Origin of the sequence: Thermopolyspora sp. NPDC052614 (assembly GCF_040678635.1) — a bacterium.
In the GTDB taxonomy this organism is placed as follows: Bacteria; Actinomycetota; Actinomycetes; order Streptosporangiales; family Streptosporangiaceae; genus Thermopolyspora.
The window spans coordinates 17,147-42,797 of record NZ_JBFATZ010000032.1; the positions used below are offsets into that span (position 1 = coordinate 17,147).

Annotated in this window: 20 protein-coding genes and 1 pseudogene; 14 read left to right on the forward strand and 7 right to left on the reverse strand. The window is 71.5% G+C overall.

All coding sequences use genetic code 11. The annotated features are described in order from the left end of the window. The first annotated feature begins 143 nt into the window (after nt 1–143). The 4 genes from AB0K60_RS36510 (at nt 144) to AB0K60_RS36525 (ending at nt 5,805) form a co-directional block, all read left to right on the forward strand. Entirely contained in the window at nt 144–734 is a 591-nt protein-coding gene (locus AB0K60_RS36510; RefSeq protein ID WP_364066079.1) for a hypothetical protein, read from the forward strand. Between the two features lie 242 nt (nt 735–976). Next, nucleotides 977–2,524: an AMP-binding protein gene (locus AB0K60_RS36515; RefSeq protein ID WP_364066081.1), complete on the forward strand. Its 1,548-nt coding sequence runs from the start codon at nt 977–979 to the stop codon at nt 2,522–2,524. Nucleotides 2,525–2,826: 302 nt separating this feature from the next. Next, nucleotides 2,827–4,122 (forward strand): trypsin-like peptidase domain-containing protein, encoded by a 1,296-nt coding sequence (locus AB0K60_RS36520; RefSeq protein ID WP_364066083.1) that lies wholly within the window; start codon nt 2,827–2,829, stop codon nt 4,120–4,122. Between the two features lie 213 nt (nt 4,123–4,335). Further along, nucleotides 4,336–5,805: an MFS transporter gene (locus AB0K60_RS36525; RefSeq protein WP_364066086.1), complete on the forward strand. Its 1,470-nt coding sequence runs from the start codon at nt 4,336–4,338 to the stop codon at nt 5,803–5,805. A gap of 66 nt (nt 5,806–5,871) precedes the next feature. On the opposite strand, the gene AB0K60_RS36530 is transcribed toward AB0K60_RS36525, so the two are convergent. Then, complete coding sequence (locus AB0K60_RS36530) at nt 5,872–7,122, reverse strand: cytochrome P450 (RefSeq protein ID WP_364066136.1); 1,251 nt, start codon at nt 7,120–7,122, stop codon at nt 5,872–5,874. A 279-nt stretch (nt 7,123–7,401) separates the two neighbouring features. Between AB0K60_RS36530 and AB0K60_RS36535 the strand changes: the two genes are divergently transcribed. From AB0K60_RS36535 to AB0K60_RS36545, 3 genes are all read left to right on the forward strand, one after another. Beyond that, nucleotides 7,402–8,511, forward strand: a complete 1,110-nt coding sequence (locus tag AB0K60_RS36535; protein ID WP_364066088.1) for a methyltransferase domain-containing protein — start codon at nt 7,402–7,404, stop codon at nt 8,509–8,511. 215 nt (nt 8,512–8,726) lie between these two features. Further along, nucleotides 8,727–11,855, forward strand: coding sequence for a M14 family zinc carboxypeptidase (locus AB0K60_RS36540; RefSeq protein ID WP_364066090.1), 3,129 nt, complete (start codon nt 8,727–8,729; stop codon nt 11,853–11,855). 234 nt (nt 11,856–12,089) lie between these two features. Further along, on the forward strand, nt 12,090–13,634 hold the full coding sequence (locus AB0K60_RS36545; protein ID WP_364066093.1) for an FG-GAP and VCBS repeat-containing protein: 1,545 nt from the start codon (nt 12,090–12,092) through the stop codon (nt 13,632–13,634). A 192-nt stretch (nt 13,635–13,826) separates the two neighbouring features. On the opposite strand, the gene AB0K60_RS36550 is transcribed toward AB0K60_RS36545, so the two are convergent. Together AB0K60_RS36550 and AB0K60_RS36555 are read right to left on the reverse strand one after the other, a co-directional pair. Then, nucleotides 13,827–15,395, reverse strand: a complete 1,569-nt coding sequence (locus AB0K60_RS36550) for an alkaline phosphatase D family protein (protein ID WP_364066095.1) — start codon at nt 15,393–15,395, stop codon at nt 13,827–13,829. 364 nt (nt 15,396–15,759) lie between these two features. Beyond that, nucleotides 15,760–16,611, reverse strand: a complete 852-nt coding sequence (locus tag AB0K60_RS36555) for a hypothetical protein (RefSeq protein WP_364066097.1) — start codon at nt 16,609–16,611, stop codon at nt 15,760–15,762. A 253-nt stretch (nt 16,612–16,864) separates the two neighbouring features. On the opposite strand from AB0K60_RS36555, the pseudogene arfB reads away from it, so the two are divergent. Next, nucleotides 16,865–17,269 (forward strand): annotated as a pseudogene (gene arfB / locus AB0K60_RS36560) (alternative ribosome rescue aminoacyl-tRNA hydrolase ArfB); the annotation flags it as partial. Nucleotides 17,270–17,434: 165 nt separating this feature from the next. Continuing rightward, the gene (locus tag AB0K60_RS36565) at nt 17,435–17,875 is read left to right on the forward strand and encodes an NUDIX hydrolase (protein WP_364066139.1); all 441 of its coding nucleotides are present in this window, start codon (nt 17,435–17,437) and stop codon (nt 17,873–17,875) included. 126 nt (nt 17,876–18,001) lie between these two features. On the opposite strand, the gene AB0K60_RS36570 is transcribed toward AB0K60_RS36565, so the two are convergent. After that, nucleotides 18,002–18,364: a cupin domain-containing protein gene (locus AB0K60_RS36570; RefSeq protein WP_364066099.1), complete on the reverse strand. Its 363-nt coding sequence runs from the start codon at nt 18,362–18,364 to the stop codon at nt 18,002–18,004. Between the two features lie 250 nt (nt 18,365–18,614). Between AB0K60_RS36570 and AB0K60_RS36575 the strand changes: the two genes are divergently transcribed. Then, nucleotides 18,615–19,655 (forward strand): zinc-binding alcohol dehydrogenase family protein, encoded by a 1,041-nt coding sequence (locus tag AB0K60_RS36575; RefSeq protein ID WP_364066102.1) that lies wholly within the window; start codon nt 18,615–18,617, stop codon nt 19,653–19,655. Nucleotides 19,656–19,691: 36 nt separating this feature from the next. Here the strand turns inward: AB0K60_RS36575 and AB0K60_RS36580 are convergent, their stop codons facing one another. Further along, nucleotides 19,692–20,597, reverse strand: coding sequence for a TIGR03619 family F420-dependent LLM class oxidoreductase (locus AB0K60_RS36580; RefSeq protein ID WP_364066104.1), 906 nt, complete (start codon nt 20,595–20,597; stop codon nt 19,692–19,694). A 92-nt stretch (nt 20,598–20,689) separates the two neighbouring features. Here AB0K60_RS36580 and AB0K60_RS36585 point away from each other — a divergent pair, with 92 nt between their 5' ends. Continuing rightward, complete coding sequence (locus tag AB0K60_RS36585; RefSeq protein WP_364066106.1) at nt 20,690–21,577, forward strand: phosphotransferase; 888 nt, start codon at nt 20,690–20,692, stop codon at nt 21,575–21,577. Nucleotides 21,578–21,615: 38 nt separating this feature from the next. Beyond that, nucleotides 21,616–21,873: a zf-TFIIB domain-containing protein gene (locus AB0K60_RS36590; protein ID WP_364066109.1), complete on the forward strand. Its 258-nt coding sequence runs from the start codon at nt 21,616–21,618 to the stop codon at nt 21,871–21,873. 216 nt (nt 21,874–22,089) lie between these two features. Here AB0K60_RS36590 and AB0K60_RS36595 read toward each other — a convergent pair whose 3' ends face one another. Then, nucleotides 22,090–23,034 carry a hypothetical protein gene (locus AB0K60_RS36595; protein ID WP_364066111.1) on the reverse strand — a complete coding sequence of 315 codons (945 nt, stop codon included), beginning with the start codon at nt 23,032–23,034 and terminating at the stop codon, nt 22,090–22,092. A gap of 83 nt (nt 23,035–23,117) precedes the next feature. Further along, a complete protein-coding gene (locus AB0K60_RS36600) occupies nt 23,118–23,273 on the reverse strand; it encodes a hypothetical protein (RefSeq protein ID WP_364066113.1) in 156 nt (51 codons plus the stop codon). 216 nt (nt 23,274–23,489) lie between these two features. Here AB0K60_RS36600 and efeU point away from each other — a divergent pair, with 216 nt between their 5' ends. Both efeU and efeO read left to right on the forward strand, forming a co-directional pair. Beyond that, the gene (gene efeU, locus AB0K60_RS36605; RefSeq protein WP_364066116.1) at nt 23,490–24,347 is read left to right on the forward strand and encodes an iron uptake transporter permease EfeU; all 858 of its coding nucleotides are present in this window, start codon (nt 23,490–23,492) and stop codon (nt 24,345–24,347) included. A gap of 97 nt (nt 24,348–24,444) precedes the next feature. Beyond that, nucleotides 24,445–25,608 (forward strand): iron uptake system protein EfeO, encoded by a 1,164-nt coding sequence (gene efeO / locus AB0K60_RS36610; protein ID WP_364066118.1) that lies wholly within the window; start codon nt 24,445–24,447, stop codon nt 25,606–25,608. Nucleotides 25,609–25,651 lie beyond the last annotated feature (43 nt).

Below are 25,651 nucleotides of genomic sequence, written 5' to 3' on the forward strand. Positions count from 1 at the left end.
CGTCCGACCTGCGCTTGTATTGTTGTTGTAAATCATCTGCAAGCGCCGAGATCGTTTCCGTCAGCGAATTGCAGCCGCTCGGAAAGCGAGGCGGAGTCTACTACTCACGTCTCGAAGCCCTCGAACTTCCGAGAGGAACCACAATGCGATTCGTCACGCGGATGGCGGCGGGCCTGGGCACGGCAGCAGTGCTCACGGCCGGCGTCGCCGCCACCGCCGGCGCGGCCAACGCCGCGACGGCCGGCGCCCCCGTCAAGGCGCAGACCAGCACCACCGCCGAGTGGGGGCCCTACTTCTCCGCCGACCACAAGGCCAAGGCGGCCGGCGAGGTCGTCGTCAGCTACGAAAAGATCAAGGTCGGCCACTGGAAGACGTGGTACACCTGGGAGCTGAAGTGCTGGAAGCACGACGGCAAGAAGTTCTGCGAAAAGTACAAGCAGCCCCACAAGAAGTGGGTCTTCACCTGGGTGACGGTTAAGAACTACACCGTTCACTCCACGCTGTGGAACTTCAAGTGGTACCCGACCAAGTGGAAGCAGCGCTGCGCCTGGGAGACCTTCAAGGTGCTGCACACCGACGGCAAGGTCACCTTCCACAGCTTCAACAACTGCCACAAGGGTCCCCAGGACTTCAGCTTCGACGTCAAGCACGTCGACAAGATCTGGGTGAACGTGGCCCGGGGCAACCACTTCAAGCCGGTGGCGCAGCACTCCGGCTGGACCGAGATCGTCTGATCAACCACCCGCACCTCGCGATCATTGAGCAGCTGATCGCCGCACCGGGCCGCGGCCCGATCCCCTCCGGATCGGGCCGCGGCCCGTCCTCGTGTACGATGCGCCCCGCCGGGAGCGCCGAGGAGCCCGCCGGCGCGGCGGCGCGCGGCCCCCGCACCGCTGGGGCCGGGGCAGGTGCTCCGCACGATTGGGCCGACCGTTTACCGGTTCACTTCCACCCCGAAACCGAGTACCGTTCGGTTATGTACCCGGGCGCGATCGCAGCAGTCACTCCGGACAAGCCCGCCATCATCATGGGCGGCTCCGGGCGCGTCGTCACCTACCGCGAACTGGACGAGGAATCGAATCGGCTCGCCCACGTCTTCCGGTCCGCGGGCCTCAAGCCGGGCGACCACGTCGCCTTCATGCTGGAGAACCACCCCCTGTTCCTCGTCGTCGCCTGGGCCGCGCACCGCTCGGGCCTCTACTACACCGCGATCAGCTCACGCCTGCGGACCGACGAGCTCGCCTACATCGTCGACAACTGCGGCGCCCGCGTCTTCATCAGCTCGGCCGCGCTCGCCGACGTCGCCTCCTCGATCGCCGAGGCCACCCCGAAGGTCGAGCTGCGGCTGATGCTCGACGGCGTCGCCCCCGGCTTCGCCTCCTACGAGGAGGCGGTCGCCGGGCAACCGGTCACCCCGATCGCCGACGAGTGCCAGGGCATCGACATGCTCTACTCCTCCGGCACCACCGGCCGCCCCAAGGGCGTCAAGGCCAGCGCCCCGGACAAGGCCGTGCCGCTGGACCACCCCGGCGCGCTGCTGCAGCTCATCCAGTTCCTGTTCGCGCCGTCCCAGGACTCGGTCTACCTGTCGCCCGCGCCGCTCTACCACGCCGCCCCGCTGCGCTACTGCCTGAGCTTCCAGCGCCTCGGCGCGACCGTCGTGGTGATGGAGCGGTTCGACCCCGAGCAGGCGCTGGCCCTCATCGAGCGGTACCGCGTCACCCACTCCCAGTGGGTGCCGACCATGTTCATCAGGATGCTCAAGCTCCCGCCGGAGGTCCGCGCCACGTACGACCTGTCGTCGATGACCGCCGCGATCCACGCCGCCGCCCCCTGCCCCGTGCAGGTGAAGGAGCAGATGTTCGAGTGGTGGGGGCCGATCATCCACGAGTACTACGCGGGCACCGAGGGCAACGGCTTCCTCTACGCCGGGCCGCAGGACTGGCTGGCCCACAAGGGCACCGTCGGCCGGTCGCTCCTCGGCGTCGTGCACATCTGCGACGAGGAGGGCGAGGAGCTGCCCCCGGGCGAGCACGGCATCGTGTACTTCTCCGACGGGCCCTCCTTCGAGTACCACGGCGATCCCGAGAAGACCCGCTCCTCCCGCGACCCGAAGGGCCGGGGCTGGACCACCCTCGGCGACATCGGCTACCTGGACGAGGAGGGCTTCCTCTACCTCACCGACCGGCGCTCGTACATGATCATCTCTGGCGGGGTGAACATCTACCCGCAGGAGGCGGAGAACGTCCTGTCCGTGCACCCGAAGGTGGCCGACGTGGCCGTGATCGGGGTGCCGGACCCCGAGATGGGCGAGGCGGTCAAGGCCGTCGTCGAGCCCATGTCCATGGCCGACGCGGGCCCGGAACTCGAGGCCGAGCTCATCGACTACTGCCGCTCCCGTCTCGCCCACTACAAATGCCCGCGCTCGGTCGACTTCCGCGAGCGGCTTCCCCGCCACCCCACGGGCAAGCTCTACAAAAGGCTGCTCAAGGACGAGTACTGGCCGTCCCTGCCCGCGTCCTAGTATCCCGCGCCGGCGACCGAGTCCTTTTCGGCCGTCCCGGGAATCGGCCGCGCATTCCCAGCGTTGCCATGGGTGGTTTCCAGCTTGTTCTCAGGCTGATGATGTTCACTCGCGGAGAGGCGGTACGGCGCGCCCCCATCCGCCGGAAACACCTCACGGATACGCATCCCCAATTGACCGGCGGGCGTTATGGACGTTTAGTCCCGCCTTATCCCCGATGTGACATCTTTGTAGTACCGGCAAATGCCGGTGCGCCCGTCGGACGGCAACCGGCGAACGCGTGAGCATTACTGGGGGAAGACATGACCACCAATGACCCGAGAGGGCGTATTTCGGACGACGACCCGTCCGGCAGGACCTCGGTGCTTCCCGCCAACCCGTCGGGCTGGAGCATGCCGGAGCAAAGGCCGCCGGAGTTCGCCTCGTACGGGCCGGAGAACCCGGGCGACACCCGGCGCCTCGACTTCTCCGGCAGCGAGATCCTGCCCCCCGCGCCGCGCACCGGAGGGATGTGGAGCCGCGGGCAGAAGGTGGCGGTCGGCCTCGCCCTCGTCGCGATGGCGCTCGGCGGCGGCGTGGCCGGAGCCTTCGTCGCCACCTCCTTCGCCACGCCGCAGACGACCGTCGCCACCAGCCCCATCGTCAATGTGCCCGCGGGCTCCGGCACGACGAGCCTCGCCGCCGTCGCCAAGGCCGTGCAGCCGTCGGTGGTGTCGATCGCCGTGCGCACCGGGAGCGGCGGCGGCGAGGGATCGGGCGTGATCCTCAGCGCCGACGGCCGGATCCTCACCAACAACCACGTGGTCGAGGCCGGCGGCCAGGGCGGCGAGATCACCGTCACCTTCAGCGACGGCCGGACGGCCAGGGGGAGCATCGTCGGAACCGACCCGGTCACCGACCTGGCGGTCATCCGCGCCGAGAACGTCTCGAACCTGACCCCCGCCGCCCTCGGCGACAGCGACAAGCTGCAGGTGGGCGACACCGTGCTCGCCATCGGCAGCCCGCTTGGCCTGCAGGGCTCGGTCACCGCGGGCATCATCAGCGCCCTCAACCGGACCGTCCCCGTCGGCGGCGACGAGGGGCCCCGCTTCCCCGGCGGCGCCGATCAGAGTTCGTCGACGACGATCACCGGAGCGATCCAGACGGACGCGCCGATCAACCCCGGAAACTCCGGCGGCGCTCTCGTCAACGCCTCCGGCCAGGTGATCGGCATCAACGCCGCGATCGCCACCAACGGCGGCGAGGGCAACATCGGCGTCGGCTTCTCCATCCCGATCAACACCGCCCGGCAGGTCGCCGACCAGCTCATCAGCACCGGCAAGGCCACCCACGCCTTCCTGGGCGTCGGCCTCGCCGACGCCATGGGCGCCCCGGGCGCCGTGGTCGGCACGGTCGAGGCCGACAGCCCCGCCGCGCAGGCCGGCCTGCGCGAGGGCGACCGCATCACCAAGATCAACGAGACGACGGTGACCGGCTCGGACACCGTGATCGCCGCGATCCGCGGCTTCAAGCCCGGCGACAAGGTCACCCTGACCTACGTCCGCGACGGCAAGACCGCCACCGTCACCGTCACCCTGGCCGAACGCACCGCCGACTGACGGCGACGGTCCGTCCGGCGCGCACCAGTCGCGCACCGTTCGCGCACCATTCGGCGCTCGTCTGTCACATCCGTCACTCCTCGGCGGCGTCCGGAACCACCATCCCGGACGCCGCCTTCCTTCTGCCTCCCCCTCCCACTCCGCTACGCCGCCACTCCCCACTCCGCCAGGCCGCCGACGGCGCGCGGCCCGGGACAAGGCATGATGTCCGATATGGACCACAATGGCCACATCGCCCTGTCGTCCGCGAGCGGCCGATGGGTCGTGCTCACCACCGTCCTCGGGTCGGGCATGGCCCTGCTGGACGGCACGGTCGTCAACGTGGCCCTTCCCCGGCTGGGCCGGGATCTGGGCGCCGACATGGCCGGCCTGCAGTGGACCGTCAACGCCTACACGCTCACCCTCGCCGGGCTGATCCTGCTCGGCGGCTCGCTCGGCGACCGGTACGGCCGCCGCCGGGTGTTCCTGATCGGGGTGGCCTGGTTCGCCGCGGCGTCGGCGCTGTGCGGGCTCGCCCGGAACATCGAGGTCCTGGTGGCGGCGCGGGCGCTGCAGGGCGTCGGCGGGGCGCTGCTCACCCCCGGCTCGCTCGCGATCATCCAGGCGTCGTTCGCCCGCGCGGACCGGCCCCGGGCGGTGGGGGCGTGGTCGGGCTTCGGCGGCGTCGCCGCGGCGGTCGGGCCGCTGCTCGGGGGGTGGCTGGTCGGATCGGTGGGGTGGCGCTGGGTGTTCTGGATCAACGTGCCGATCGCCGCGCTGGTGATCGCGACGGCCGTACGGCACGTGCCCGAGACCAGGGACGCCTCCGCGGCCGGCCGGTTCGACGTGCTGGGGGCGGTCGTGGCGGCGCTGGCGCTGGCCGCGCTCACCTACGGGCTGATCGAGACCGGCCGGGGCCTGATCGCGGTGGCCGCCGGGCTGGCGCTGATGGCGGCGTTCGCGGCCCTGGAGGTCCGGCGCTCGCGGGAGGGCGGCAGGGTCGGGGCGCTGGTGCCGGTGCAGGTGTTCCGGTCCCGCGTGTTCACCTCCGTGAACGTGGTGACCCTGATCATGTACGCGGCGATGGGGGTGGTGTTCTTCCTGCTCGTCCTCCAACTGCAGGTGTCGGCCGGGTTCTCCCCGATCGCCGCCGGGTCGTCGATGCTGCCGGTGACGCTGCTCATGCTGCTGCTGTCGGCCCCCGCGGGCGAGCTGGCCAAGCGGATCGGCCCCCGGCTGCCGATGACCGTCGGCATCCTGCTGGCCGCCGCCGGCTTCGTGGTGATGAGCCGCATCGGCCCCGGCTCGTCGTACCTGGCCGACGTGCTGCCGGGCGTGGTGCTGTTCGGCCTGGGCATCGCGTGCGCCGTCGCGCCGCTCACCGCGACCGTGCTCGCGGCGGTGGAGGACCGGCACGCGGGGGTGGCGAGCGGCGTCAACAACGCCGTCGCCCGTTCCGGCGGGCTGCTCGCGGTCGCCGCCGTGCCGCCCCTGGTCGGGCTCACCGGCGCCGCGTACGCCTCGGCGTCCGGCTTCACCGCCGGCTTCCACCAGGCGATGCTGATCTGCGCCGTCATGATGGCGATCGCCGCCCTGATCGCCTTCCTCGCCATCAGAGGCGACGTCCTGGGCGAACCCGAGCCGGAACGCCACCTGCACTGCGACGTCGACGCCCCGCCGCTGGAACACCGCGACACCGCCTGAGCGGCGCGGGCGCGGCGGGGTTCAGCCCTCCTTCAGCCCTCGGCCGGGCCTTTCGAAGGTGCCCGGTCAGCCCTCTCCGAAGGTGAAGGCCTGGCTGCGGACGCTGTTGTCGAAGTTGGACAGCAGCAGTTCCGGCTCGCCCACGGAGCGGATGTCCGGGAGCCGGGTGAACAGCTCCTTGAACATGATCTTGATTTCCTGGCGGGCGAGGTTCGCGCCGAGGCAGAAGTGCGGGCCGGGGCCGCCGAAGCCGACGTGCGGGTTGGGCGTGCGGGTGATGTCGAACCGGTCGGGGTCGGTGAAGACCTCCTCGTCCCGGTTCGCCGAGCCGTACATCAGCGCCACCTGGTCGCCGGGCTTGAGCGTCACGCCGCGCAGCTCGTACTCCTGGGTCACGTTGCGGCGGAACTGGATGATCGGCGAGACGTAGCGGACCATCTCCTCGATGGTGCCGCCGATGTGCGCGTCGAAGTCGCTCAGCAGCAGCTCGCGCTGCTCGGGGTTGACGGTGAGCAGGCGGATGCCGTGCGCCATCGTGTTGCGGGCGGTCTCGTTGCCGGCCACCAGCAGCATCGCGAAGAACGAGCCGAGCTCCTTGTCGGTGAGCTTCTCGCCGTCCACGTTGGCGTTCACCAGCGCCGAGACCAGGTCCTTGCGCGGGTTCTCGACGCGCTCCCTGCCCAGTTTGATCACCATGCGCTGCAGTTCGAACAGCGCGTGCACGTTGCTCGCGGCCATGCGCAGGGTGCGGCCGACGCTCGACCGCACGCCGGTGTACGCCGTGGAGATGTCCACGTGCCGGTGCACCTTCTCCCGCAGCTCCTGCGGAATGCCCATCATGTCGCAGATGACGGTGATGGGCAGCCGGGCGGCCACCTGGGCGACGAAGTCACGCGGGCCCTCCGCGATGACGTCGTCCACGATGCGCTCGCACGCCCGCTGGATGTCGTCGTTCAGGTCGGCGAGCATCTTCGGGGAGAAGGCGCGCGAGACGATGCGCCGCAGCCGCGCGTGCCGCGGGTCGTCCATGTTCACGATCGACTCGCCGAACACGTTCTTCACCCAGCCCGGCGGCGGCGGGCTCGTCACCGCCGGCTCGCTGCTGAACACCTTGGGGTTGCGGCTTATCTCGACCACGTCGGCGTGCCGCACGATCGCGTAGAAGCCCTTGCCCGAGCGCAGCATGGGGACCTTGGGCTCGGCGAAGTACACCGGGCGCTCCATCGCGCGTAACCGCGCCAAGGCCGCGTTCCGCTCGTCAAGCGGCTTCTTCCAAAACGTCAGATCTGCCAGGTCGAATCCCGGCTCTACCACCATCGCCACCGTCCAATCCTGGCACGTGTTCCCGTCGGTCCGCCGGAGGGGATCGCGAAGAAATCGTTGTTCCGGTCCGATCAGGTACGATGCCGGGCCATGAGGTTCTTCTTCCGAGTCTGACTCCCCGTCGGCGAGTCGAGGCGATCCCGTCGCCGGCGAGGCGGGACGGCGTGGCGCCGTCCCGGGTCGTGACGTGGGAGAAGACAGAATCATGGACATCGCGGCGCGTGATCGCGCGCGTGTTTCCGGTCGCCCCCGTCCCGGCGTCGCCGTACCGTCGTGACGGCGGCGCGCCTGGTGGCGCGGTGTGTGAGCGGGCTTGAGACCGACGTGATCGAGGAGATCCTCGCGGGCGGGCTCGGCGTCGTCACCCGGGTCGGGCGTCGTTCGGTCGAGTTCGCGACCGATCGGCTCGACGCCGGGGTGCTCGGGCTGCGGACCGCCGACGACGTGTTCCTGGTCGCCGGGCGGGCGCCCGACGTGGGGCATACCAGGGACGGGCTCGGCGCGCTGGGCGGGCTCGCCCGTGCGGCCGACCTCGGGCGTCCGGCGTGGAGTCGTCCGGGCGGCGGGATCGCCGGGTTCTCGGGGGTCGCCGGGGTCTCGGGGGTCGAGGTGTCGGCGTCGTTCCTGGGCAGGCGCAACTTCAACCGGTACGACGCCGAGGACGCGGTGGGCGCGGTGCTGGCCGAGCGGCTCGGCGTGCCGTACCACTCGCGGCGCGGCGGCGCGGCCCCGCCGGAGGGGTGCGCCGGGTGGCGGCTGGTGCTGGACGGCGCGCACGCGACCCTGATGGCGCGGGTGGCCGCGCGCCCGCTGCACCGGCGCGACTACAAGCGGCGGACCGTGCCGGGGACGCTGCATCCCCCGGTGGCGGCGGCGATGGCGCGGCTCGCCGCGCCCCGGCCGGGCGAGCTGGTCGTGGACCCGTGCTGCGGCGCGGGCACGCTGCTCATCGAGGCGCGCCTGACGCAGCCGCTGGCCCGGCTGCAGGGCTACGACCTGGATCCGGGCGCGCTCGCCGCCGCGCGGGCGAACGCGGGAGGCGATCCGCGGATCGCGCTGCGGCGCGCGGACGCCGCCCGGCTGCCGCTGCCGGACGCGAGCGTCGACGTGGTGCTGGCCAATCCCCCGTGGGGCGGCCAGGTGGCTCCCGGCGGCGCGCTGGCGGCGGCGCCGGAGCGGTGGTGGGCCGAGCTGGCGCGGGTGCTGTGCCCGGAGGGCCGGGCCGTCGTGCTGGTGCCGGACACCGCCGGCCTGGCCGTGGCGATCCGGCACGGTCTGCTGCCTTCTCATCTCCGGCATCTGGCCATCTCTGGCGCCCACCCCCACGTGGTGGTCCTGCGTACGGCTCGCGCCCGCGCGAAACACCCGGCCGGGAAAAAGTGATAAACCGCCCTAAACGCCACAATCCATATCACCATCCGCCGACGTCGGCGGTGAGATTTCCCAGCACATAACACCCCGTCCCACAAGCCTCTACCCGCAGAATGACCACATGTGGACACATTTAGCCAAATAGGCAACATATGACATTGACAGCAACCTGACGATCGCCGCAAATTTCCTCCAATGTCCGCTATTTGGGCTCACGAAGGAGCGCGATGAAGCGCAGGAAATGGCTCGTGACCGCCGCCGCGGCCGTGCTGTTAGGCGCGGCCGCGGCACAACCCGCCGCGGCGGTACCCCGCCCCCCGGCGACCGAGGACGGCACGTTCGTCTACACCGGCGAACTCGACGCCCGCCAGCTCGCGGCCCTGATCGCCGCCGGCGTCGACCGCGAGGAGGTGCGCATCTCCGGCGGCCGCCGGGACCGGTTCTCGGTGGAGGTGATCCTCGGCTCCGCGCTGGCCGAACGGCTCAAGAGCAGCGGCGTCAACCTCACCCGGCAGCAGGCCGCGAGCACGAGCGCGCGGACGGCGGCCAAGGGCGACGGGGTGTTCAAGCCGTACTCCGGCGCGGACGGCCTGCGCGAGCGGATCGAGGCCGCGGCCAACGCCAAACCGGACCTCGCCAAGGTCGTGACCATCGGCAAGACCCACAAGGGCCAGGACATCATCGCCGTCAAGGTCACCAAGGACGCGCGCACCACCCCGGACGGCTCGCGCAAGGCCATGCTGTACATCGCCGCCCAGCACGCCCGCGAGTGGATCACCCCCGAGACGGTCCGCCGGCTGATCAACCACTACCTGGACGGCTACGCGACCAACGCCGAGATCCGCCAGATCGTGGACACCACCGAGCTGTGGTTCGTCCCGGTGTCGAACCCCGACGGCTACGACTACACCTTCGCCGAGGACCGGCTGTGGCGTAAGAACCTGCGCGACAACGACGGCGACGGGGAGATCACGTCTGCCGACGGCGTCGACCCCAACCGCAACTTCGCCTACAAGTGGGGCTACGACGAGGAGGGGTCCTCGTCCAACCCGTTCAGCGAAACCTACCGCGGCCCGTCCCCGCAGTCGGAGCCGGAGACCCAGGCGATGGACGGCCTGGTCAAGAAGATCAAGCCCGTCTACATGATCAACTACCACTCGGCGGCCGAGCTGCTGCTGTACGGCGTGGGCTGGCAGCAGGCCACCCCCACCCCCGACGACCTGATCTTCGAGGCGATGCTCGGCGACGACGCCCACCCGGCGGTGCCCGGCTACGACCCCGACATCGGCGCCGAGCTCTACACCACCAACGGCGAGACCGACGGCCACGTGACGAAGGCGTACGGCACGATGGCGATCACGCCGGAGATGTCCACCTGCGAGACCGCCGCGCAGAGCGTGCCGGACGACGAGTGGACGCTCGCGGACTGCGCCGGCGGCCTCGGCTTCACCTTCCCCGACAGCGAGCCGCTGATCCAGGCGGAGTTCGCCAAGAACATCCCGCTCGCGCTGGCGGCGGCCAAGTCGGTGCACACCCCCGACAAGCCGGTCTCGGTCGTCGGCCGCACCGTGCCGGACTTCCAGGTCGACAAGTTCGACGTCTCCTACGGCGACACGCAGCAGGTCGCCGTCGTCGCCCGCCGGTCGCTGCCCGACAAGCGCATGTGGTACCGGATCAACGGCGGCGAGCCGGACGAGCGCAAGGTGCGCGAGTGGCGCGGCGGCGACCGCTACGGCGACGAGGGCGACATCTACTTCGCCGAATACCGGGCCGAGGTGCGCGGCGCCAAGCCCGGCGACGAGGTCGAGGTCTGGTTCTCCTCCGGCAAGCAGGGGCGACCCGGCTACCTGGAGAGCGAGCACTTCACCTACACCCGCGCCGACGACAAGGGGGCCGAGGTGCTGGTGCTCGCCAACGAGGACTACACCGGCTTCAACCCCGGCACGCCCGGCTCGGTCACCGCGCCCAAGTACGCCGAGCAGTACCAGCAGGCGCTGGACGCCGCCGGCTACGACTCGCTGGTGTGGGACGTCGACAAGCAGGGCGTACCGCACCATCTGGGGGTGCTGAACCACTTCAAGGCCGTGGTCTGGTACCTGGGCGACAACCGGCTGTCCCAGGAGCAGCAGGACGTGGCGACCGACACCTACCTGTTCGGCCCGCTGCCCGACCTGGACGTCCGCCGCTCGCAACAGGACCTCACCATCGCCGTCCGCGACTACCTGAACGAGGGCGGCAAGCTCCTGCACACCGGTGAGACGACCGCGTACTACGGCCTGCTCGGCGCCACGCTCGGCGGCATCTACTACGGTCTGGACGGAGACCCCGACGCCGACTGCGTGGTGACGGCCGACTTCTTCAGCGACTGCCTGCTGCTCGCCGACGACTTCACCCAGTACTACCTGGGCGTCTACGGCCGCACGCCGCGCGAGGGCCCGACCGGGTTCACCGGCGCGGGCGCGCTCGGCGGCGAGAGCGCGACCTTCGGCGGCCCGGCGGTCGCGGACAACCCGCTGGACGAGGCCGGCACCCTGCAGGTCACCAGCGACGTGCTGCCCAAGAAGGACTTCCCGCAGTTCAAGAGCTGGGCCGCGGGCGACTACCAGGGCGCGACGGGCCCGTTCGACCCCGTCCAGGGCTCCTGGTTCATGGCCGGACGGCACGCCGACGACTCCTACATGCGGCTGACCCGCACGATCGACCTGTCGTCGGTCACCGCGGCCCAGCAGCCGAAGCTGGAGTTCCAGCTGTCCTTCGACACGGAGCCGGGCTACGACAACATCATCGTCGAGGCGCACACGGTCGGCCAGGACGACTGGACCACGCTGCCGGACGCCAACGGCGGCAGCGACACCACGGTTCCGACCGAGTGCGAGGCCGACTTCCTGCTGGACGAGCACCCCTGGCTGCTGCGCTACCTGACGCCGGGCAACCCGTGCACGGCGACCGGCACCAGCGGCTCGTGGAACCGCTTCACCGGCAACTCCGGCGGCTGGAAGCAGGTGGCCGTCGATCTGTCCGCGTACGCGGGCAAGCAGGTCGAGGTGTCGATCAGCTACGTGACCGACCCGGCCACGGGCGGCGTCGGCGCGTTCATCGACGACACCAAGCTGACCACCACCGGCGGCACCTCCAACGCCGAGGGCTTCGAGTCCGGCCTCGGCGCCTGGTCCACCCCCGGCCCGCCCGCCGGCAGCCCCACCGGCGGAGGCGACTTCGTCCGCGACCAGGCCGACACCACGGCCGCGGTCTCGACGGAGGACACCGTGCTCCTCGGCTTCGGCCTGGAGCAGGTGGACGGCGCCGCCGAACGTGCCGACGTCATCAAGAAGGCCATGAAGCACCTGATCGGCTAGTGCGATAACGCCATCGCTTCACCGGGTCCGTCCCGCCGGGCGCCGCGGCGGCGCACGACCCGGTGAAGCGCGGGCATCGTTTGGGACCACGGCGCGACCGGCGTCCGCGGACGAGGCTCTCGTCCGCGGACGTCCCGCGCCGGGCGGGGGTCGGCCCGCGAGTTCAGGTTCTTGACGCGCACGTGTCATCCCATGGTGGGCCGTATGTCCGGTTATCTGGGAACGATCCGGTCCATGAGCATCCCGCGTGCGCTCCTCACCGCCGCCGCCCTCACCCTCGTCTCCCCCCTCGTCTCCCCCCTCGCCTCCCCCCTCGCCTCCCCCCTCGCCGCCGCCTTTCCCAGCGCTCTTCCCGGCACCTCTCCCGGCACCTCTCCGGCCGCCTTTCCGGCCAGCGCCTGCCGTACCAAGGCGCCCTCCGACTTCAACGGCGACGGATTCAGCGACCTCGCGGTGGCCGCGCCGTACGACACGGTGAACGGCGAGCACCGGGCCGGCACCGTCGCGGTGTTCCACGGATCCCCGACCGGCCTGACCAAGGCCGCCACCCTCGCTCAGGGCGAGGGGGGCGTCCCCGGCGAGCCCGAGACGGGCGACGCCTTCGGCTCCGCGCTCGCCACGGGCGACTTCGACGGCGACGGATGCGCCGACCTGGCGGTGGGCGTCTCGGAGGAGTTCGCCGGGCGGCCCCGGCACACCGCCGACGGCCACGGCGTCGTCCACGTCCTGTACGGCTCCCGCCGGGGCCTGGGCCGCGTCCGCACCCTGGACGTGCGCGACCTCGGCAGACGCCGCGGCACCGACCGGTTCGGGGCCGCGCTCGCCGCGGGCGACCTGGACGGCGGCGGCGACGACGAACTGGCCGTGGGCGCGCCCGGCCTCACGGGCGGCGGCGGCGTCGCGATCTTCGGCCTGTCCCGCCGGAGCATCGACGCCAAGGGGATGCTGATCACCAAGGGCACCGCGTGGGTGCGGCGCAAGGCCCTGGACACCGACCAGTTCGGAGCGGCGCTCGCGACCGGCGACTTCGACGCCGACGGCCGCGACGACCTCGCGATCGGCGCCCCGGGCGAGGGCGATCCGCTGTACGGCGCGGGCGGCGTCACCGTCGTCTCCCCCGTCGCCAGGCGCGCGACCCACATCGACCAGGGCACCAAGGGCGTACGCGGCGCGGCCGAACGCTGGGACGCCTTCGGCGCGGCCCTCGCCACCGGCGACTTCGACGCCGACGGCCGCGACGACCTCGCGATCGGCGTGCCCGGCGAGGGCGTCACCCCGTTCCAGAGGGCCATGGACTACGGCGACGGCGCCGTCGCCGTCCTGTACGGCTCCCGCCGCGGCCTCACCGCCGCCCGCGACGAGCTGTGGACGCAGGACGTCGGCGCCATCCAGGGCAAGGCCCGCTACTACGACCGTTTCGGCGCCGCCCTCGCCACCGGCGACCTCAACGGCGACGGCGACGACGAACTGATCATCGGCGTCCCCGGCGAGTCCGCCGTACAGGTCCTCGCCGGAACCCGCTCGGGCGGCCTCACCCGCAACCACAACATCCTCATCACCGGTCCCCGCGTCAGCGGCTTCGGCGCCGCCGTCGCCACGGGCGCCTTCACCGGCCGCGGCCCCCGCGACCTGGTCGTCGCCGCCCCCGTCGCCGGTCGCCTCACCCTCTACCCGGGCAGCGTGCGCAAGGGCTCCTACCCCGGCGTCCGGCGATCCGGCGCCCACCTCGTCACCCGCCGGCCGAAGACCGCCCTCGTGGGCTACACCCTGGCCCCCTGACCGGCTCTCCCCACCGGGCGCGACGTACCTGCGCAAACACCCCCGCAGGAAACACCCCGCAGGAAACACCCCGCGGAAACACCCCGCGGAAACACCCCGCGGAAACACCTCGGCCGCAGCGGATCGCGTGGCGCGATCGCGCGTGCGGCCGGGTGCGTTCCGGCGTCGGCCTCATCGCCGACGCCGGAAGGTTCAGGCGAGGGTGTTCTCGCCGGAGGGGACGGTGAAGCGGGCGGAGGTCTTGGCCGGGGCGCCGCGGCGGCTGATGTAGTCGAGGGTGCGGAAGTCGGCGTGCAGTTCGTCGGGGCTGACGCGGCAGACGATGTAGCCGCGGCGCTGATCGACGTAGGCGATGTGCGGGTTCTCGGCGCGCAGGGCGGCCATGCGGTTGGCGTCGCGGTAGCCGTCGCCGTCGCTGGAGATCGAGGAGGTGACCAGTTCCACCGCCACCGTGGGCGAGTCCGGGTCGTCGAAGTCGAGGCGCAGGTCGGCGGCGTGGTGGATGTGCGCGTCGCCGGTGAGCACCACCGGGTTGGCGGCGCCCGAGTCGCGGATGCCGGTGAGCAGGCGGGTGCGCTCGGCCGGGTAGCCGTCCCAGCTGTCCATGTTGACCTCGCGGCCAGGGCCGAGCTTGTCGTCGTGCTGGGCCAGGATGATCTGCTGGCCGATGAGGTTCCAGCGGGCGGCCGAGCCGCGCAGGCCGGAGAGCAGCCACTCGCGCTGGTCGGGGCCGAGCACGGTGCGGCCGGGGTCGAGCGCCTCGTCGCAGCCGGCCCGCACCCCGTCCAGGCACGCCTGGTCGTCGCGGAACTGCCGCGTGTCGAGCATGTGGAAGCTCGCCAGCGACCCCCAGTCGATGCGCCGGTTCAGGCGCAGCGTGGTGCCCTGGGGGATGCTGGAGCGGCGCAGCGGCATGTTCTCGTAGTAGGCGCGCAGGGCGGCGCGCCTGCGCGCCTCGAAGTCCTCCGCGCCGGTGCTTGAGATCGGCCCGGCCCAGTTGTTCTCCACCTCGTGGTCGTCGAAGACCACCAGCCACGGCGCGACGGCGTGCGCGGCCTGCAGGTCGGGGTCGCTCTTGTACTGGGCGTACCGGGCGCGGTAGTCGGCCAGCGTCCGGCACTTGTCGCCCAGGTGCCGCCGTACCGGGCCGTTGAGGGCGGTGTAGCCGCTGCGCTCGTACTCGTACATGTAGTCGCCCAGGTGCACCACCAGGTCGGGCTCCTCCTGCGACAGCCGCCGGTAGGCGGTGTAGTAGCCGTGCTCGTAGTGCGCGCAGGCCGCGGTGGTGAAGGTGAGCGCGCCGAGCGTCCCCGGCGCGGGGGCGGTCCGGGTACGGCCCGCCGGCGACACCTGGTTCGCCGCGCGGAACCGGTAGAAGTACTCCCGCCCCGGGTCCAGCCCCTCAAGCTCGACGTGCACGCTGTGCGCGGCCTCGGGGCGGGCCGTCTCGGTCCCCTTCCGCACGATCGTCCGGAAGCGCTCGTCCGTGGCGAGTTGCCACTCCACCTCCACGGCCCGGTTCGGCATGCCCCCCATGCCGCTCGGGTCCAGCGGGCTGCGCGCCAGCCGGGTCCACAACACGAACCCGTCGGCGGCCGGATCCCCCGACGCCACCCCGAGCGTGAACGGCTCTTTCAGCGCCACGCCGCGCGATGCCGCCACCCCCGCGGACGACGCCCCCGCCCTGGCGGGGAGATCGCCGGGGAGCAGAAGGCCGCCCGCTCCCGCGACGGCTCCGGACAGGAACACTCTGCGTGACAATCTCGGCTGCATACCTCCAGTGCAGGCGAGCGACCTGACAGGCGCGCATGACCATCGTGACCTGCGCGTCAACCTCGAATGAACAAGCGGCGCGACGCCGTCGCCACTACCCACCGTAGCTGAACGGGCGTCGAAATCCGGACAAGGCGTTCGCGTATTTCCGGCGACGCCGAGGTACGGCGGCCGTCGGCGGCCGGACGGATTTCGCCGACGAAAAGCGACGAAGGCCGGTGGAAGGCCGACAGAAAACCTCGCGGCGATATAGCGGTCCCGCTCCCTACCGTGCAGGCGTCCCGGCGGAAGCCCGGCGCCACCTGGATGGTGGCCGGCCTCGACTTCGACATCCCCCCGCGCGGCGGGCGGGTCAGATGGCGAGGTACTTCTTCAGGTGCTCGTTGAGCGCGCCGGAGCCCAGGTACTTCTCCACCGTGTGGAAGTCGATCCAGTCCAGGTTGACCGAGAGGTCGAGGTCGACGCCGGTGAAGCAGCCGCCCAGGGCGGGCGGGGTGGCGACGATGTCGTCCTTGTCGGCGATGTTCACCCAGCGGGCGACGTTCGGGGGACGTTGGCCGCGCCCGCCGAGCGGGGTGGGGATCAGGCGCTCGAAGACGACGTTGTGCATGCCGAGCGGGCTGCCGAGGGTGATCAGCAGTTCGATGTCGAGCTCCGGGTTCGCCCACATCGTCTCGTAGGCGACCACGCTGCCCAGCGAGTGCGCGATCAGCACCTGCGGCTGCCGCCTGCGGATGGTGTCGGCCAGCGCCTCGCACGCCTTGACCCGGGCGGCGGCCTGGCCGCTCGCGAAGTAGGCCGCCACCTCCGGGACGAACGTCTCGGCGATCTCCTCGGCCCGCTCCCCCAGGCGCTCCACCGCCCACCCGGCGACCCGCCGGAGCATCCCGGTGAGCGACTCGCCCGCCACGCCGCGTACCCCGTCGAGCTGCTTGAGCCAGGCGGCGGCGACCAGTTTCTCCTCGGGTTCCATCCGGCGCAGCTCACGGGTCGGCTCGCTGCGCCGGTCCTCGCGCAGCAGGTGGGCGTAGTAGGCGATCTCGGTCACGTAGTGCTCGCCGGAGTACGGGGCGGCGGGGCCGTACAGGCCCGCGTGGAGGTAGCGGTCCCAGCGGATCCGCATCAGCTCCGCGGCCCCGCCCACCGACCCGGTCTCGGCGAAGTACCGATACTTGCCGATGCCGTGCACGCCGACGATCGTCACCGCCCGTTCCCTCCCTCGCATCCACCGGTCCGGGTTCTCCGCCGGAGCCCCGGTCGCGGGCCTGCGTGCCGGCGCGGGACGACCACGCGCACGACCGGCCGCGCCGGGCGGCCGGAGACGCGGCGGGAACCCGCGTTGACGATCCCACGCCCGGCAGGCGGGGGCAAGGCGGGGAATAACCGTTTGCCCCACCTGGCTACGCTGGAAGCGACAGATCAGGAGGAACAGCATCATGCCCGGCCCCATCGCGGTGACCGCGTCGATCGTCATCCCGGAGAACGAGCTGGGGTGGCGCTTCTCGCGCGCCTCGGGACCCGGCGGCCAGGGCGTGAACACCACCGACAGCCGCGTCGAGCTCAGCTTCGACGTCTCCGCCACCACGGCCCTCGACCCCGCGCTGAAGGCCCGCGCCCTGCGGCGCCTGGCCCCTCGCCTCACCGACGGCGTCCTGACCGTCGCCGCCTCCGAGCACCGCTCCCAGCTGCGTAACCGCGAGGCCGCCGAGACCCGCCTCGCCCGATCGCTGCGCGAGGCCATCGCCCCGCCTCCGAAGACACGCCGCCCCACCAAGCCCTCCCGCGGCGCCGTCGAACGCCGCCTGTCGGCCAAGCGGCACCGCTCCGACGTCAAACGCCTCCGCCGCGACGTTCACGACTGAGACGGCCGCCGATCGCGAACGCGCGACCCCGCGCCTCGATCGAGATCGCCCGGTCGCGCCCCCGCGCCGCCACGGGCAGGACCTGCGCGAGCGACCGCACGAGGCCGCCCGCCGCGCCGGAACCACCGGTCGGCTCTGATCGGGCCGTGAATAATGAGAGCCGTGATGCTGCCTCCCAGCGTGCGCGCCATCGTCCTCGACGGCGACCGCCTGCTGCTGTTTCGCCGCACCGTCCCCGGTCGCCCGCTGTACTGGAGCGTCCCCGGCGGGCACGTCGAGCCCGAGGACGCCACCCTGGAGCACACCCTGCACCGCGAGGTGCTGGAGGAGCTGGGCGCCACCGTCGGCTCGGTGACCCCGCTCACCACCCTGACCTGCCCCCGCGAGGACGGCGTCAAGACCCAGCACGTGTACGGCTGCCGCCTGCTGTCCCTCGACCCCGACCTGCGCTGCGGCCCCGAGTTCGACGACCCCGCGCGCGGCGTCTACGAGCTGGTCCGCGTCCCCCTCCGCCCCGAGGAGATCACCTCGATTCCCCTGGTCCCGGAGGAACTCGGCGTCTACCTCGCCGAGCACATCACCCGCCTGCCCGAGCTGATCGCCTGAGGCGGTCCTCCATCTCCCACGGGTGGTCGATGACGTGCCGGGCGATGCGGCGCACGGCGTAGCGGAGACCAGGACCCGGAACGCGAAACGGCCCCGCCTCCCGACGGAGGCGGGGCCATGCCGTGATCAGCGGCCGACGCTCTGGGCGTACTGTTCGACGTCGCTGGAGAAGTCGTAGGCGATGTACGGCTCGTCGCCGACGACCCAGGCGTCGTGGCCCGGCGGCAGCACGCAGATGTCGCCGGGGCCGAGCTCGCTCTCCGTGCCGTCGTCCATGCGGACCCTGAGCCTGCCCTGCACCGTGTACGCGGTGTGCCGGACCTGGCACGAATCGGTGCCGGCGAGGTCCTTGACCGACTCCGACCAGCGCCACCCGGGCTCCAGCGTGAACACCCCGAAGGTCAGCCCGCTCAGCCGCGTGACCTCCACGTGCCCCAGCGGGAAGTCGCGGCGTTCGTCAGGCTTCTCAATACTCTTGATCTCAATCACGACGGTCCCCCTTCCGTCCCTAATGTCCAGCTTTTCACCAGGGCAGGGCACACAAGACCGTCACGGCGCCAATGCGTGCCAAAGCATCGTCAGTTTCCTGCGCGAACCGGCGGGCCGGGCGAGCGGTTGACGGCCCGCAGCGCGCGGCGAGCGCACTGCGCCGACCTCATCTCCCACCGGTGCCGGGTGACGACGCGCCGTCCACCGACAAGTGCCGACAGATCCCCGCACGGCCAATATCGTCGGTGGCATGAGCACGGTGCCTGACGAGATGGACGCGTGGGTGGTCGAGCGGCCGGGGCCGATGGCGAGCGGGCCGCTTCGGCTCGTACGGAGACCGGTGCCGAAGCCGGGCCCCGGTGAGGTGCTGGTCGAGGTCGAGGTGTGCGCGGTGTGCCGTACCGACCTGCACCTGGCCGAGGGGGACCTGGCGCCGAGGCGGCCGGGAACCGTGCCCGGGCACGAGGCGGTGGGCCGCGTCGTCGCCCACGGGCCGCATCCCGGCGGCTCGCCGGAGGCCGCGCCGGCGATCGGGACCCGGGTGGGCGTGGCCTGGCTGCGATCCACCTGCGGCGTGTGCCGCTACTGCCGGCGCGGGTCGGAGAACCTCTGCCCGGCCTCCACCTACACCGGCTGGGACGCCGACGGCGGCTACGCCCGGTACCTCGTCGCGCCCGCCGACTACGTCTACACCCTGCCGGAGGACCAGGAGCCGGAGCGCCTGGCCCCGCTGCTGTGCGCGGGGATCATCGGCTACCGTGCGCTGCTCCAGTCGCGGCTGCCGGAGGGCGGCCGGCTCGGCATCTACGGGTTCGGGGCGTCCGCCCACCTGACGGCCCAGGTCGCGATCGCGCAGGGGGCGACCGTACACGTGATGACCCGGTCGGAGCAGGCGCGGGAACTCGCACGCGAACTGGGGGCGGCCTCCGTCGGCGGCGCCTACGACGCCCCGCCCGAGCCGCTGGACTCCGCCATCCTGTTCGCCCCCGTCGGCGACCTGGTCCCGGCCTGCCTGGAGGCCCTGGACCGCGGCGGCACGCTCGCGGTCGCGGGCATCCATCTGACCGACATCCCCACGCTCGACTACCAGCGTCACCTGTTCCAGGAGCGGGTACTGCGCAGCGTCACGGCCAACACCCGCGCGGACGGCCGCGCCTTCCTCGACTTCGCGGCCCGCAACCCCCTGCGCGTGACGACCGTCCCCTATCCCTTCGGCGAAGCCGCCCAGGCCCTCACCGACCTGGCCGCCGACCGCGTCAACGGCGCGGCCGTCCTGATCATGCGTTCCTGACCCGCTCGCGATCGCTTATGGACGCTTATGGACGCGTCAGGAGTCGGGGCGGAGCGCTTCGAGGGCCTCCTCGGCCAGGCGCATGGCCTCGACGGCGTCGGCGTCGGGGGAGCCCGCCTCGGGGTTGAAGTTGAGGTCGTGGAAGACCTCGGTGACGCCGTGTTCCTCCAGTACGGCGAGGTCGCGGCGGATCTCCTCGTAGGAGCCGGACAGCGGCTTGCGGTCGGACGCGCCCGGTTTGCCGGGGCGGGTGACGCCGCGGACGATGATGCGGAGGGCGTCGGGGTCTCGTCCGGCCTCCCGAGCCGCCTCCTTTACTATGTAGATCTGCTGTTGGATGGCGGTGAGGTCCACGCGGCTGGAGCTCACCCAGCCGTCCGCCAGCCGACCCGCCCGCCGCAGCGCGGGCTCCGCCGTACCGCCCATGATGATCGAGGGCGGCGGGCCGGGCTTGGGGTCGGAGTGGGACGGGGGCACCTGGTAGAACTCGCCGCCGTGCTCGGCGATGCCGGGCGACCACAGGGTGCGCAGCACCGTGATGTACTCCTCGGCCCTGCGTCCGCGGTGCTCGATCGGGACGCCCGAGGCGGCGAACTCCTCGGGCATCCAGCCCAGCCCGAGCCCGACGTCCAGCCGGCCCCGGCTGACGATTTGCAGGGTGGCCAGTTGCTTGGCGAGCAGCGCGGGCGAGAAGAACGGCATGTTGAGGACCGCGACGCCGAGCCGGATCGTGCTCGTCACGCCCGCCAGATAGGAGAGGGTGACGATCGGGTCGGTCACGCTGCGGTAGACGGGCGCCATCGCGTGCCCGGCCGGGAACAGCAGCCGCTGGAACGTCCACAGCGAGTGGTAGCCGAGTTCCTCGGCCCGCCGCGCGATCCTGATCATGTTGTCCGGCGTCGCCCACGAGCCCGACACCGGCACCCCAAAGCCGATCCTCATGGGGCAACCTTACGCACCGCGACGGCCACGGCCTCGAAACCGGTCCCCGATCCGCGATGCCGCCCGGCGCGCCGGCGGTTTAGATTGTGGGAGTGCTCGACGCGCATTCCCCTCTGGCCCGCACGCTCGCCGCGCTCGGCGGTCGTCCCGGGCCGGTCACGGTGCTCAAGGACGCCCGGGTCGTGGTCGTGCGCGTGGGCGACGTCGTGGTCAAGGCGCACGAGCCGGGCGCCGATCCCGACGAGCTGAACGCGCGGCTGAAGACGGCGGCGCGGCTCGGGGAGGTCATGCTCCCGCCGCTGCGGGAGGCCGCCGAGCCGGTCGATGGCCGCCTGGTCACCTTCTGGCCCGCCGGGCGGCCGGTGGATCCGGAGGATCCGGACGCGGCGCCCTGGGAGGACGGCGGGCGGCTGCTCGCCCTGCTGCACGCCGTACCGGTGACCGGGCACCTGCCCCCGGCGGGCGGTCCCCGGCGGGTGGCCGAGGCGATCGCGCGGCTGGACCGGGTGGACGGCGGCGTGGAGGGGGCGGTGGTCCGCGCCGCCTACGCGGGGCTGCCCGCGGACGAGTACGGCCCGGCCGAGCCGGGAGGGCCCCGAGGGCTGACGCACGGCGACTGGCACCTGGGCCAGATGGTCCTGCGCGACGGGCGCTGGAGCCTCATCGACGTGGACGATCTGGGGGTCGGGGATCCCGCCTGGGATCTGGCCCGGCCCGCGGCCTGGTACGCGGCCGGGATGCTCGACCCGGAGGTGTGGGGCCGTTTTCTCGCCGCCTATCACGACAGCGGCGGCACGGCCGTCTCCCGCGAGGATCCGTGGCGGGAACTGGACGTGCCCGCCCGGGCGTTGACGATCCAGTTGGCCGCCCTCGGGGTAGTCCGGGCGCAGGAGCAGGGCCGTCCTCTCGACGAGGCGGAGGAGGCCCTGATCTCCTCCTGCGAGAGGATTCTCCGCGTGTCCGGCCGCACGACGACATAGAGTGATCAGCAGATAGGCCGACGAAGGAGATCAGCGCGATGCAGTGCCCCAAGTGCCACGGTCACATGCGCACTTATGACCGTAATGGCGTACACATCGACCAGTGCGAGACCTGCCGGGGGATCTTCCTCGACTACGGCGAGCTGGAGACGCTGACCCGCCTGGAAGGCCAGTACGCGCAGCAGCACTACGCCGCCCCGCCGCCGCCCGCCCACGGTCCCGCCTGGGGCGGCGGCCACTACGGCTACCACGGCCACCGCCACCGCGGCCTCATGGGAATGCTGTTCTCAAGCTGACGGCGTTCCTGATCACCCCGGCCCGGCCGATCTTCACCGGGCCGGGCCGCGATCAGACGCCCTGCGTCCGCGTTCACCCGCACGCAGGGCCGGTCGCCATCCGCCCGCCGCGGCGAACGGGCCATCACCCCGAGGGGATGGCCCGTTTTTCGATGCCGGGCGGAACCACGGCGAACCCGGCAGGTCAGTGGACCCAGGTCCGGCAAATCCGGATCGTCACCTGGGGAAGTCGCTCGGCTTGACCCTCTTGGTGCGGGCGTTGCCCCCGGGAACGGCATGCAGGCTGAGCGTCCAGTTGTTCCAGCGGATCAGCGTGGCGGTGTAGGTGGTCCGGAAACGCAGTGGCTTCTCGAAGCGCTTGAAGTCGCAGTCGCGGGTGAAGGCGCGGGCCTTGCGGTCCCAGTCCTCGCCCGTGGTGTAGTAGATCTTGTACAGGCCGTCCCTGACGTTGTTGATCCGGTAGGACTTGTGCTTGCGGACGTAGACGCTCATCACCTTGGACTTGCCCCGGACCAGGGTGACCACCGCGTCGTCGGACAGGCCGTTGCGGATCCGCAGGTAGGCGCGTCCGCCCCGCCCGCCGTCGCGGATGAAGGCGCCGTTCTTCAGCCGGCGGGTCTGCCGCTCGGGCACCTTTACGTCGATCACGTCGGCGGGGTAGTCGCCCCGGGCGTTCAGATCGTTGGCGGCGTCCTTGAGGCCGGTGAACACGTCCGTCCGGCCCATGCCGGCCAGCACCGCCGACGACGAGCACAGCGACTGATTGGCGACGCGGTCCCGCATGTCGCCGACGCCGCTGTGCACGTCGCGCAGGGCCTCCACGTAGTCGGCGTGCTCGGCGGCGATGTCCGGCGGCGGGTCGATGCCGCCCAGCCTGTCGATCGCGTCGGCGAGCGCCTCTTCCGCGCGCTCCAGCCGGCCGTCCAGCGACCCGAGCGACTTGGCCTTGCTCAGGCTCTTGAAGCTCGACTCGACGGGGTCCATCGCCGACTTCAGCTCCACGCGGTACGTCTCCGGCGCGAGACCGGTCGGGCTCGGAGAGGCGGTCGGCGTCGCGGAGGCGAGGGTTTTGGCGGGTGCGGGTTCCTCTCCGCCGGCGCTGCACGCGCAGAGCACGCACACGCCGGCCAACGCGATCGGGGCCCAGCGAGGAAGATTCACACCAACAGCGTTCGCCGCCCTGTCAACTTGTGTCAATAATTCGGGATATTACATGATCGTGACGGCCGAGATCGTCCTGGTCGTCAGGGTGCGTCGATCTCGGTCAGGCCCTCCTCCCGGTCCAGCCGCAGCCAGCGGGTGATGCCGATCGAGGTGAGAAACGACAGGTCGTGACCCGCGACGATGAGCGCGCCCCGGTACGCGGCCAGGGCCTCGGCGAGACGGTCCACCCCGGCCATGTCGCGGTGTCCGACCTCAGTTCTCCACGCTGGCACCCCCAGGGACGGCGACAGAACCGCCCCCAACCGTAGACGCGGGGCCGACATCGGGGCAAAGGGTTTTCCCGACCCCGCCCGACCCCGCGAGGACGGGCCCCGACGCAGACAGAGCGGCCCGGCAGAGGTAAGGTAAACCTGCCCTTAGTAAGGGGAGCGTAACAAACCTCGGAGCCGCCCGTGTTCGCCAGCTTCCTCATCGGCCTCCGCGAGGGTTTGGAGGCGGCCCTCGTCGTGTCCATTCTCGTCGCCTTCCTCGTCAAGAGCGACCGGCGGGACCGCCTACCGGCGGTGTGGACGGGTGTGGGCGTCGCCGCGGCGCTGTCCGTCGGGTTCGGCGCGCTGCTCACCTTCACCGCCGCGCATCTGGAGTACGAGCACCAGGAGTTGTTCGAGGCGATCACCTCGGTGCTGGCGACCGTGTTCGTCACCTGGATGATCTTCTGGATGCGCGGGGCCGCCCGGCGCATCTCCGGCGATCTGCGGGCCCGGCTCGGCGAGGCGCTCGGGCTCGGCTCGGTGGCGGTCGTGGTGATGGCGTTCCTCGCCGTCGCCCGCGAGGGGTTGGAGACGGCGCTGCTGTTCTTCGCCTCCGCGCAGGGCGCCACGACGACCGCGGCCCCTCTGATCGGCATCGGCCTGGGCGTGCTCACCGCGATCGTGCTCGGCTGGGGCCTCTACGCCAGCGCCATCCGGATCAACCTGACGGTGTTCTTCACCTGGACGGGCCTGCTGCTGATCCTGGTGGCGGCGGGCATCCTCAAGTACGCCGCGCACGACTTCCAGGAGGCCGGCGTGCTTCCCGGGTTGAACACCCTCGCCTTCGACATCAGCGGCGCGCTGCCCCCGGACGCCTGGTACTCGGCGCTGCTGACCGGCATGTTCAACATCACCGCGCAGCCCAGCGTGCTTGAGGTGGTCGCCTGGGCGGCCTATGCCGTACCGGTGCTGGTGCTGTTCCTGCTGCCCGGCCGTGCCCGGCCGCCCGCGTCCCCCGCCCCGGCCGGCACCGCCGCCGACGCCGGGACGACATCCTGACCGGTTCCTCGATTGGCCCCTCGGTTGGCACCTCGATCGGCCCCTCGACCGGTCCTGCAAACCACCGCTTCCCCCCGCACGTCCGGCTAGGAGAATCATGCGTACCACCCCCACCACCGCGCCGTCCCTGATCGCGGCAGGCGTGCTGGCCCTCGCCGCCCTCACCGCGTGCTCCGGCGACGGCGGCGGCGCCACCGGCCAGGCCGCGCCCGCGAGCGGCGGCGCCGCGAACGGAAAGATCACCGTGGCGGCCACCGACACCGCGTGCCAGGTGGCCAGGACCGACCTGCCCGCCGGCACCGCCACGTTCGCCGTGACCAACAACGGCACCAAGGTCACCGAGTTCTACGTGTACGCCCCCGGCGACCGGATCATGGGCGAGGTCGAGAACATCGTGCCCGGCCTCACCCGTGAGTTGATCGTGGAGCTGCCCGCGGGCACGTACGAGACGGCCTGCAAGCCCGGCATGATCGGCAAGGGCGTACGCGGCCCGCTGAAGGTGACCGGCGAGGCCAAGCCCCTCACCGACAACGCCAAGCTCGCCGAGGCCACCACGAGCTACCAGCGCTACGTCCGCAGCCAGACCGACGCCCTGCTGACCAAGACCCAGGAGTTCGTCGACGCGGTGAAGGACGGCGACATCGACAAGGCCAAGGCGCTGTTCCCGGTCGCCCGCACGTACTGGGAGCGCATCGAGCCGGTGGCGGAGATCTTCGGCGACCTCGACCCGAAGATCGACGGCCGTGAGGAGGTGATCGAGGAGGGCATGGAGTTCACCGGCTTCCACCGCCTGGAGAAGGACCTGTGGGTGGCCAAGGACGTGAGCGAGTCCGGCCCGATCGCCGACCGGCTCATGTCCGACGTGAAGCTCATCGTGGAGAAGGCGAACGCCGAGAAGCTCTCCCCCGTACAGCTCGGCAACGGCGCGAAGGAGCTGCTCGACGAGGTCGCCACCGGGAAGATCACCGGCGAGGAGGACCGCTACTCGCACACCGACCTGTGGGACTTCGCGGCCAACGTGGAGGGCTCCAAGGCCGCCGTCGCGGCGCTGCGCCCGGTGCTGGAGGAACGCGACCCCGAGCTGGTCAAGGCGCTGGACGAGAACTTCGCCAAGGTCGAGGAGACCCTCGGCAAGCACCGCGACGGCGACGGCTGGAAGCTGCACAACGAGCTGTCGAAGGCCGAGCTCAAGGAGCTGTCCGACGTGATCAACGCGCTCGCCGAGCCGGTCAGCAAGGTCTCGGCCGTGGTGTCCCGATAAGTGGTGTCTCGATGAGCGGTGGCCCGATATGTGGTGGCCCGAT

What these genes read in the sequence shown, in the direction of transcription:
- AB0K60_RS36530 (WP_364066136.1), bottom strand. Translation starts at nt 7,122, where the DNA reads ATGGTGGTAGAGCCGGGATTCGACCTGGCAGATCTGACGTTTTGGAAG.
- AB0K60_RS36590 (WP_364066109.1), top strand. Translation starts at nt 21,616, where the DNA reads ATGCAGTGCCCCAAGTGCCACGGTCACATGCGCACTTATGACCGTAAT.
- AB0K60_RS36520 (WP_364066083.1), top strand. Translation starts at nt 2,827, where the DNA reads ATGACCACCAATGACCCGAGAGGGCGTATTTCGGACGACGACCCGTCC.
- AB0K60_RS36540 (WP_364066090.1), top strand. Translation starts at nt 8,727, where the DNA reads ATGAAGCGCAGGAAATGGCTCGTGACCGCCGCCGCGGCCGTGCTGTTA.
- AB0K60_RS36600 (WP_364066113.1), bottom strand. Translation starts at nt 23,273, where the DNA reads ATGGCCGGGGTGGACCGTCTCGCCGAGGCCCTGGCCGCGTACCGGGGC.
- efeO (WP_364066118.1), top strand. Translation starts at nt 24,445, where the DNA reads ATGCGTACCACCCCCACCACCGCGCCGTCCCTGATCGCGGCAGGCGTG.
- AB0K60_RS36575 (WP_364066102.1), top strand. Translation starts at nt 18,615, where the DNA reads ATGAGCACGGTGCCTGACGAGATGGACGCGTGGGTGGTCGAGCGGCCG.
- AB0K60_RS36510 (WP_364066079.1), top strand. Translation starts at nt 144, where the DNA reads ATGCGATTCGTCACGCGGATGGCGGCGGGCCTGGGCACGGCAGCAGTG.
- AB0K60_RS36525 (WP_364066086.1), top strand. Translation starts at nt 4,336, where the DNA reads ATGGACCACAATGGCCACATCGCCCTGTCGTCCGCGAGCGGCCGATGG.
- AB0K60_RS36515 (WP_364066081.1), top strand. Translation starts at nt 977, where the DNA reads ATGTACCCGGGCGCGATCGCAGCAGTCACTCCGGACAAGCCCGCCATC.
- AB0K60_RS36580 (WP_364066104.1), bottom strand. Translation starts at nt 20,597, where the DNA reads ATGAGGATCGGCTTTGGGGTGCCGGTGTCGGGCTCGTGGGCGACGCCG.
- AB0K60_RS36545 (WP_364066093.1), top strand. Translation starts at nt 12,090, where the DNA reads ATGAGCATCCCGCGTGCGCTCCTCACCGCCGCCGCCCTCACCCTCGTC.
- AB0K60_RS36565 (WP_364066139.1), top strand. Translation starts at nt 17,435, where the DNA reads ATGCTGCCTCCCAGCGTGCGCGCCATCGTCCTCGACGGCGACCGCCTG.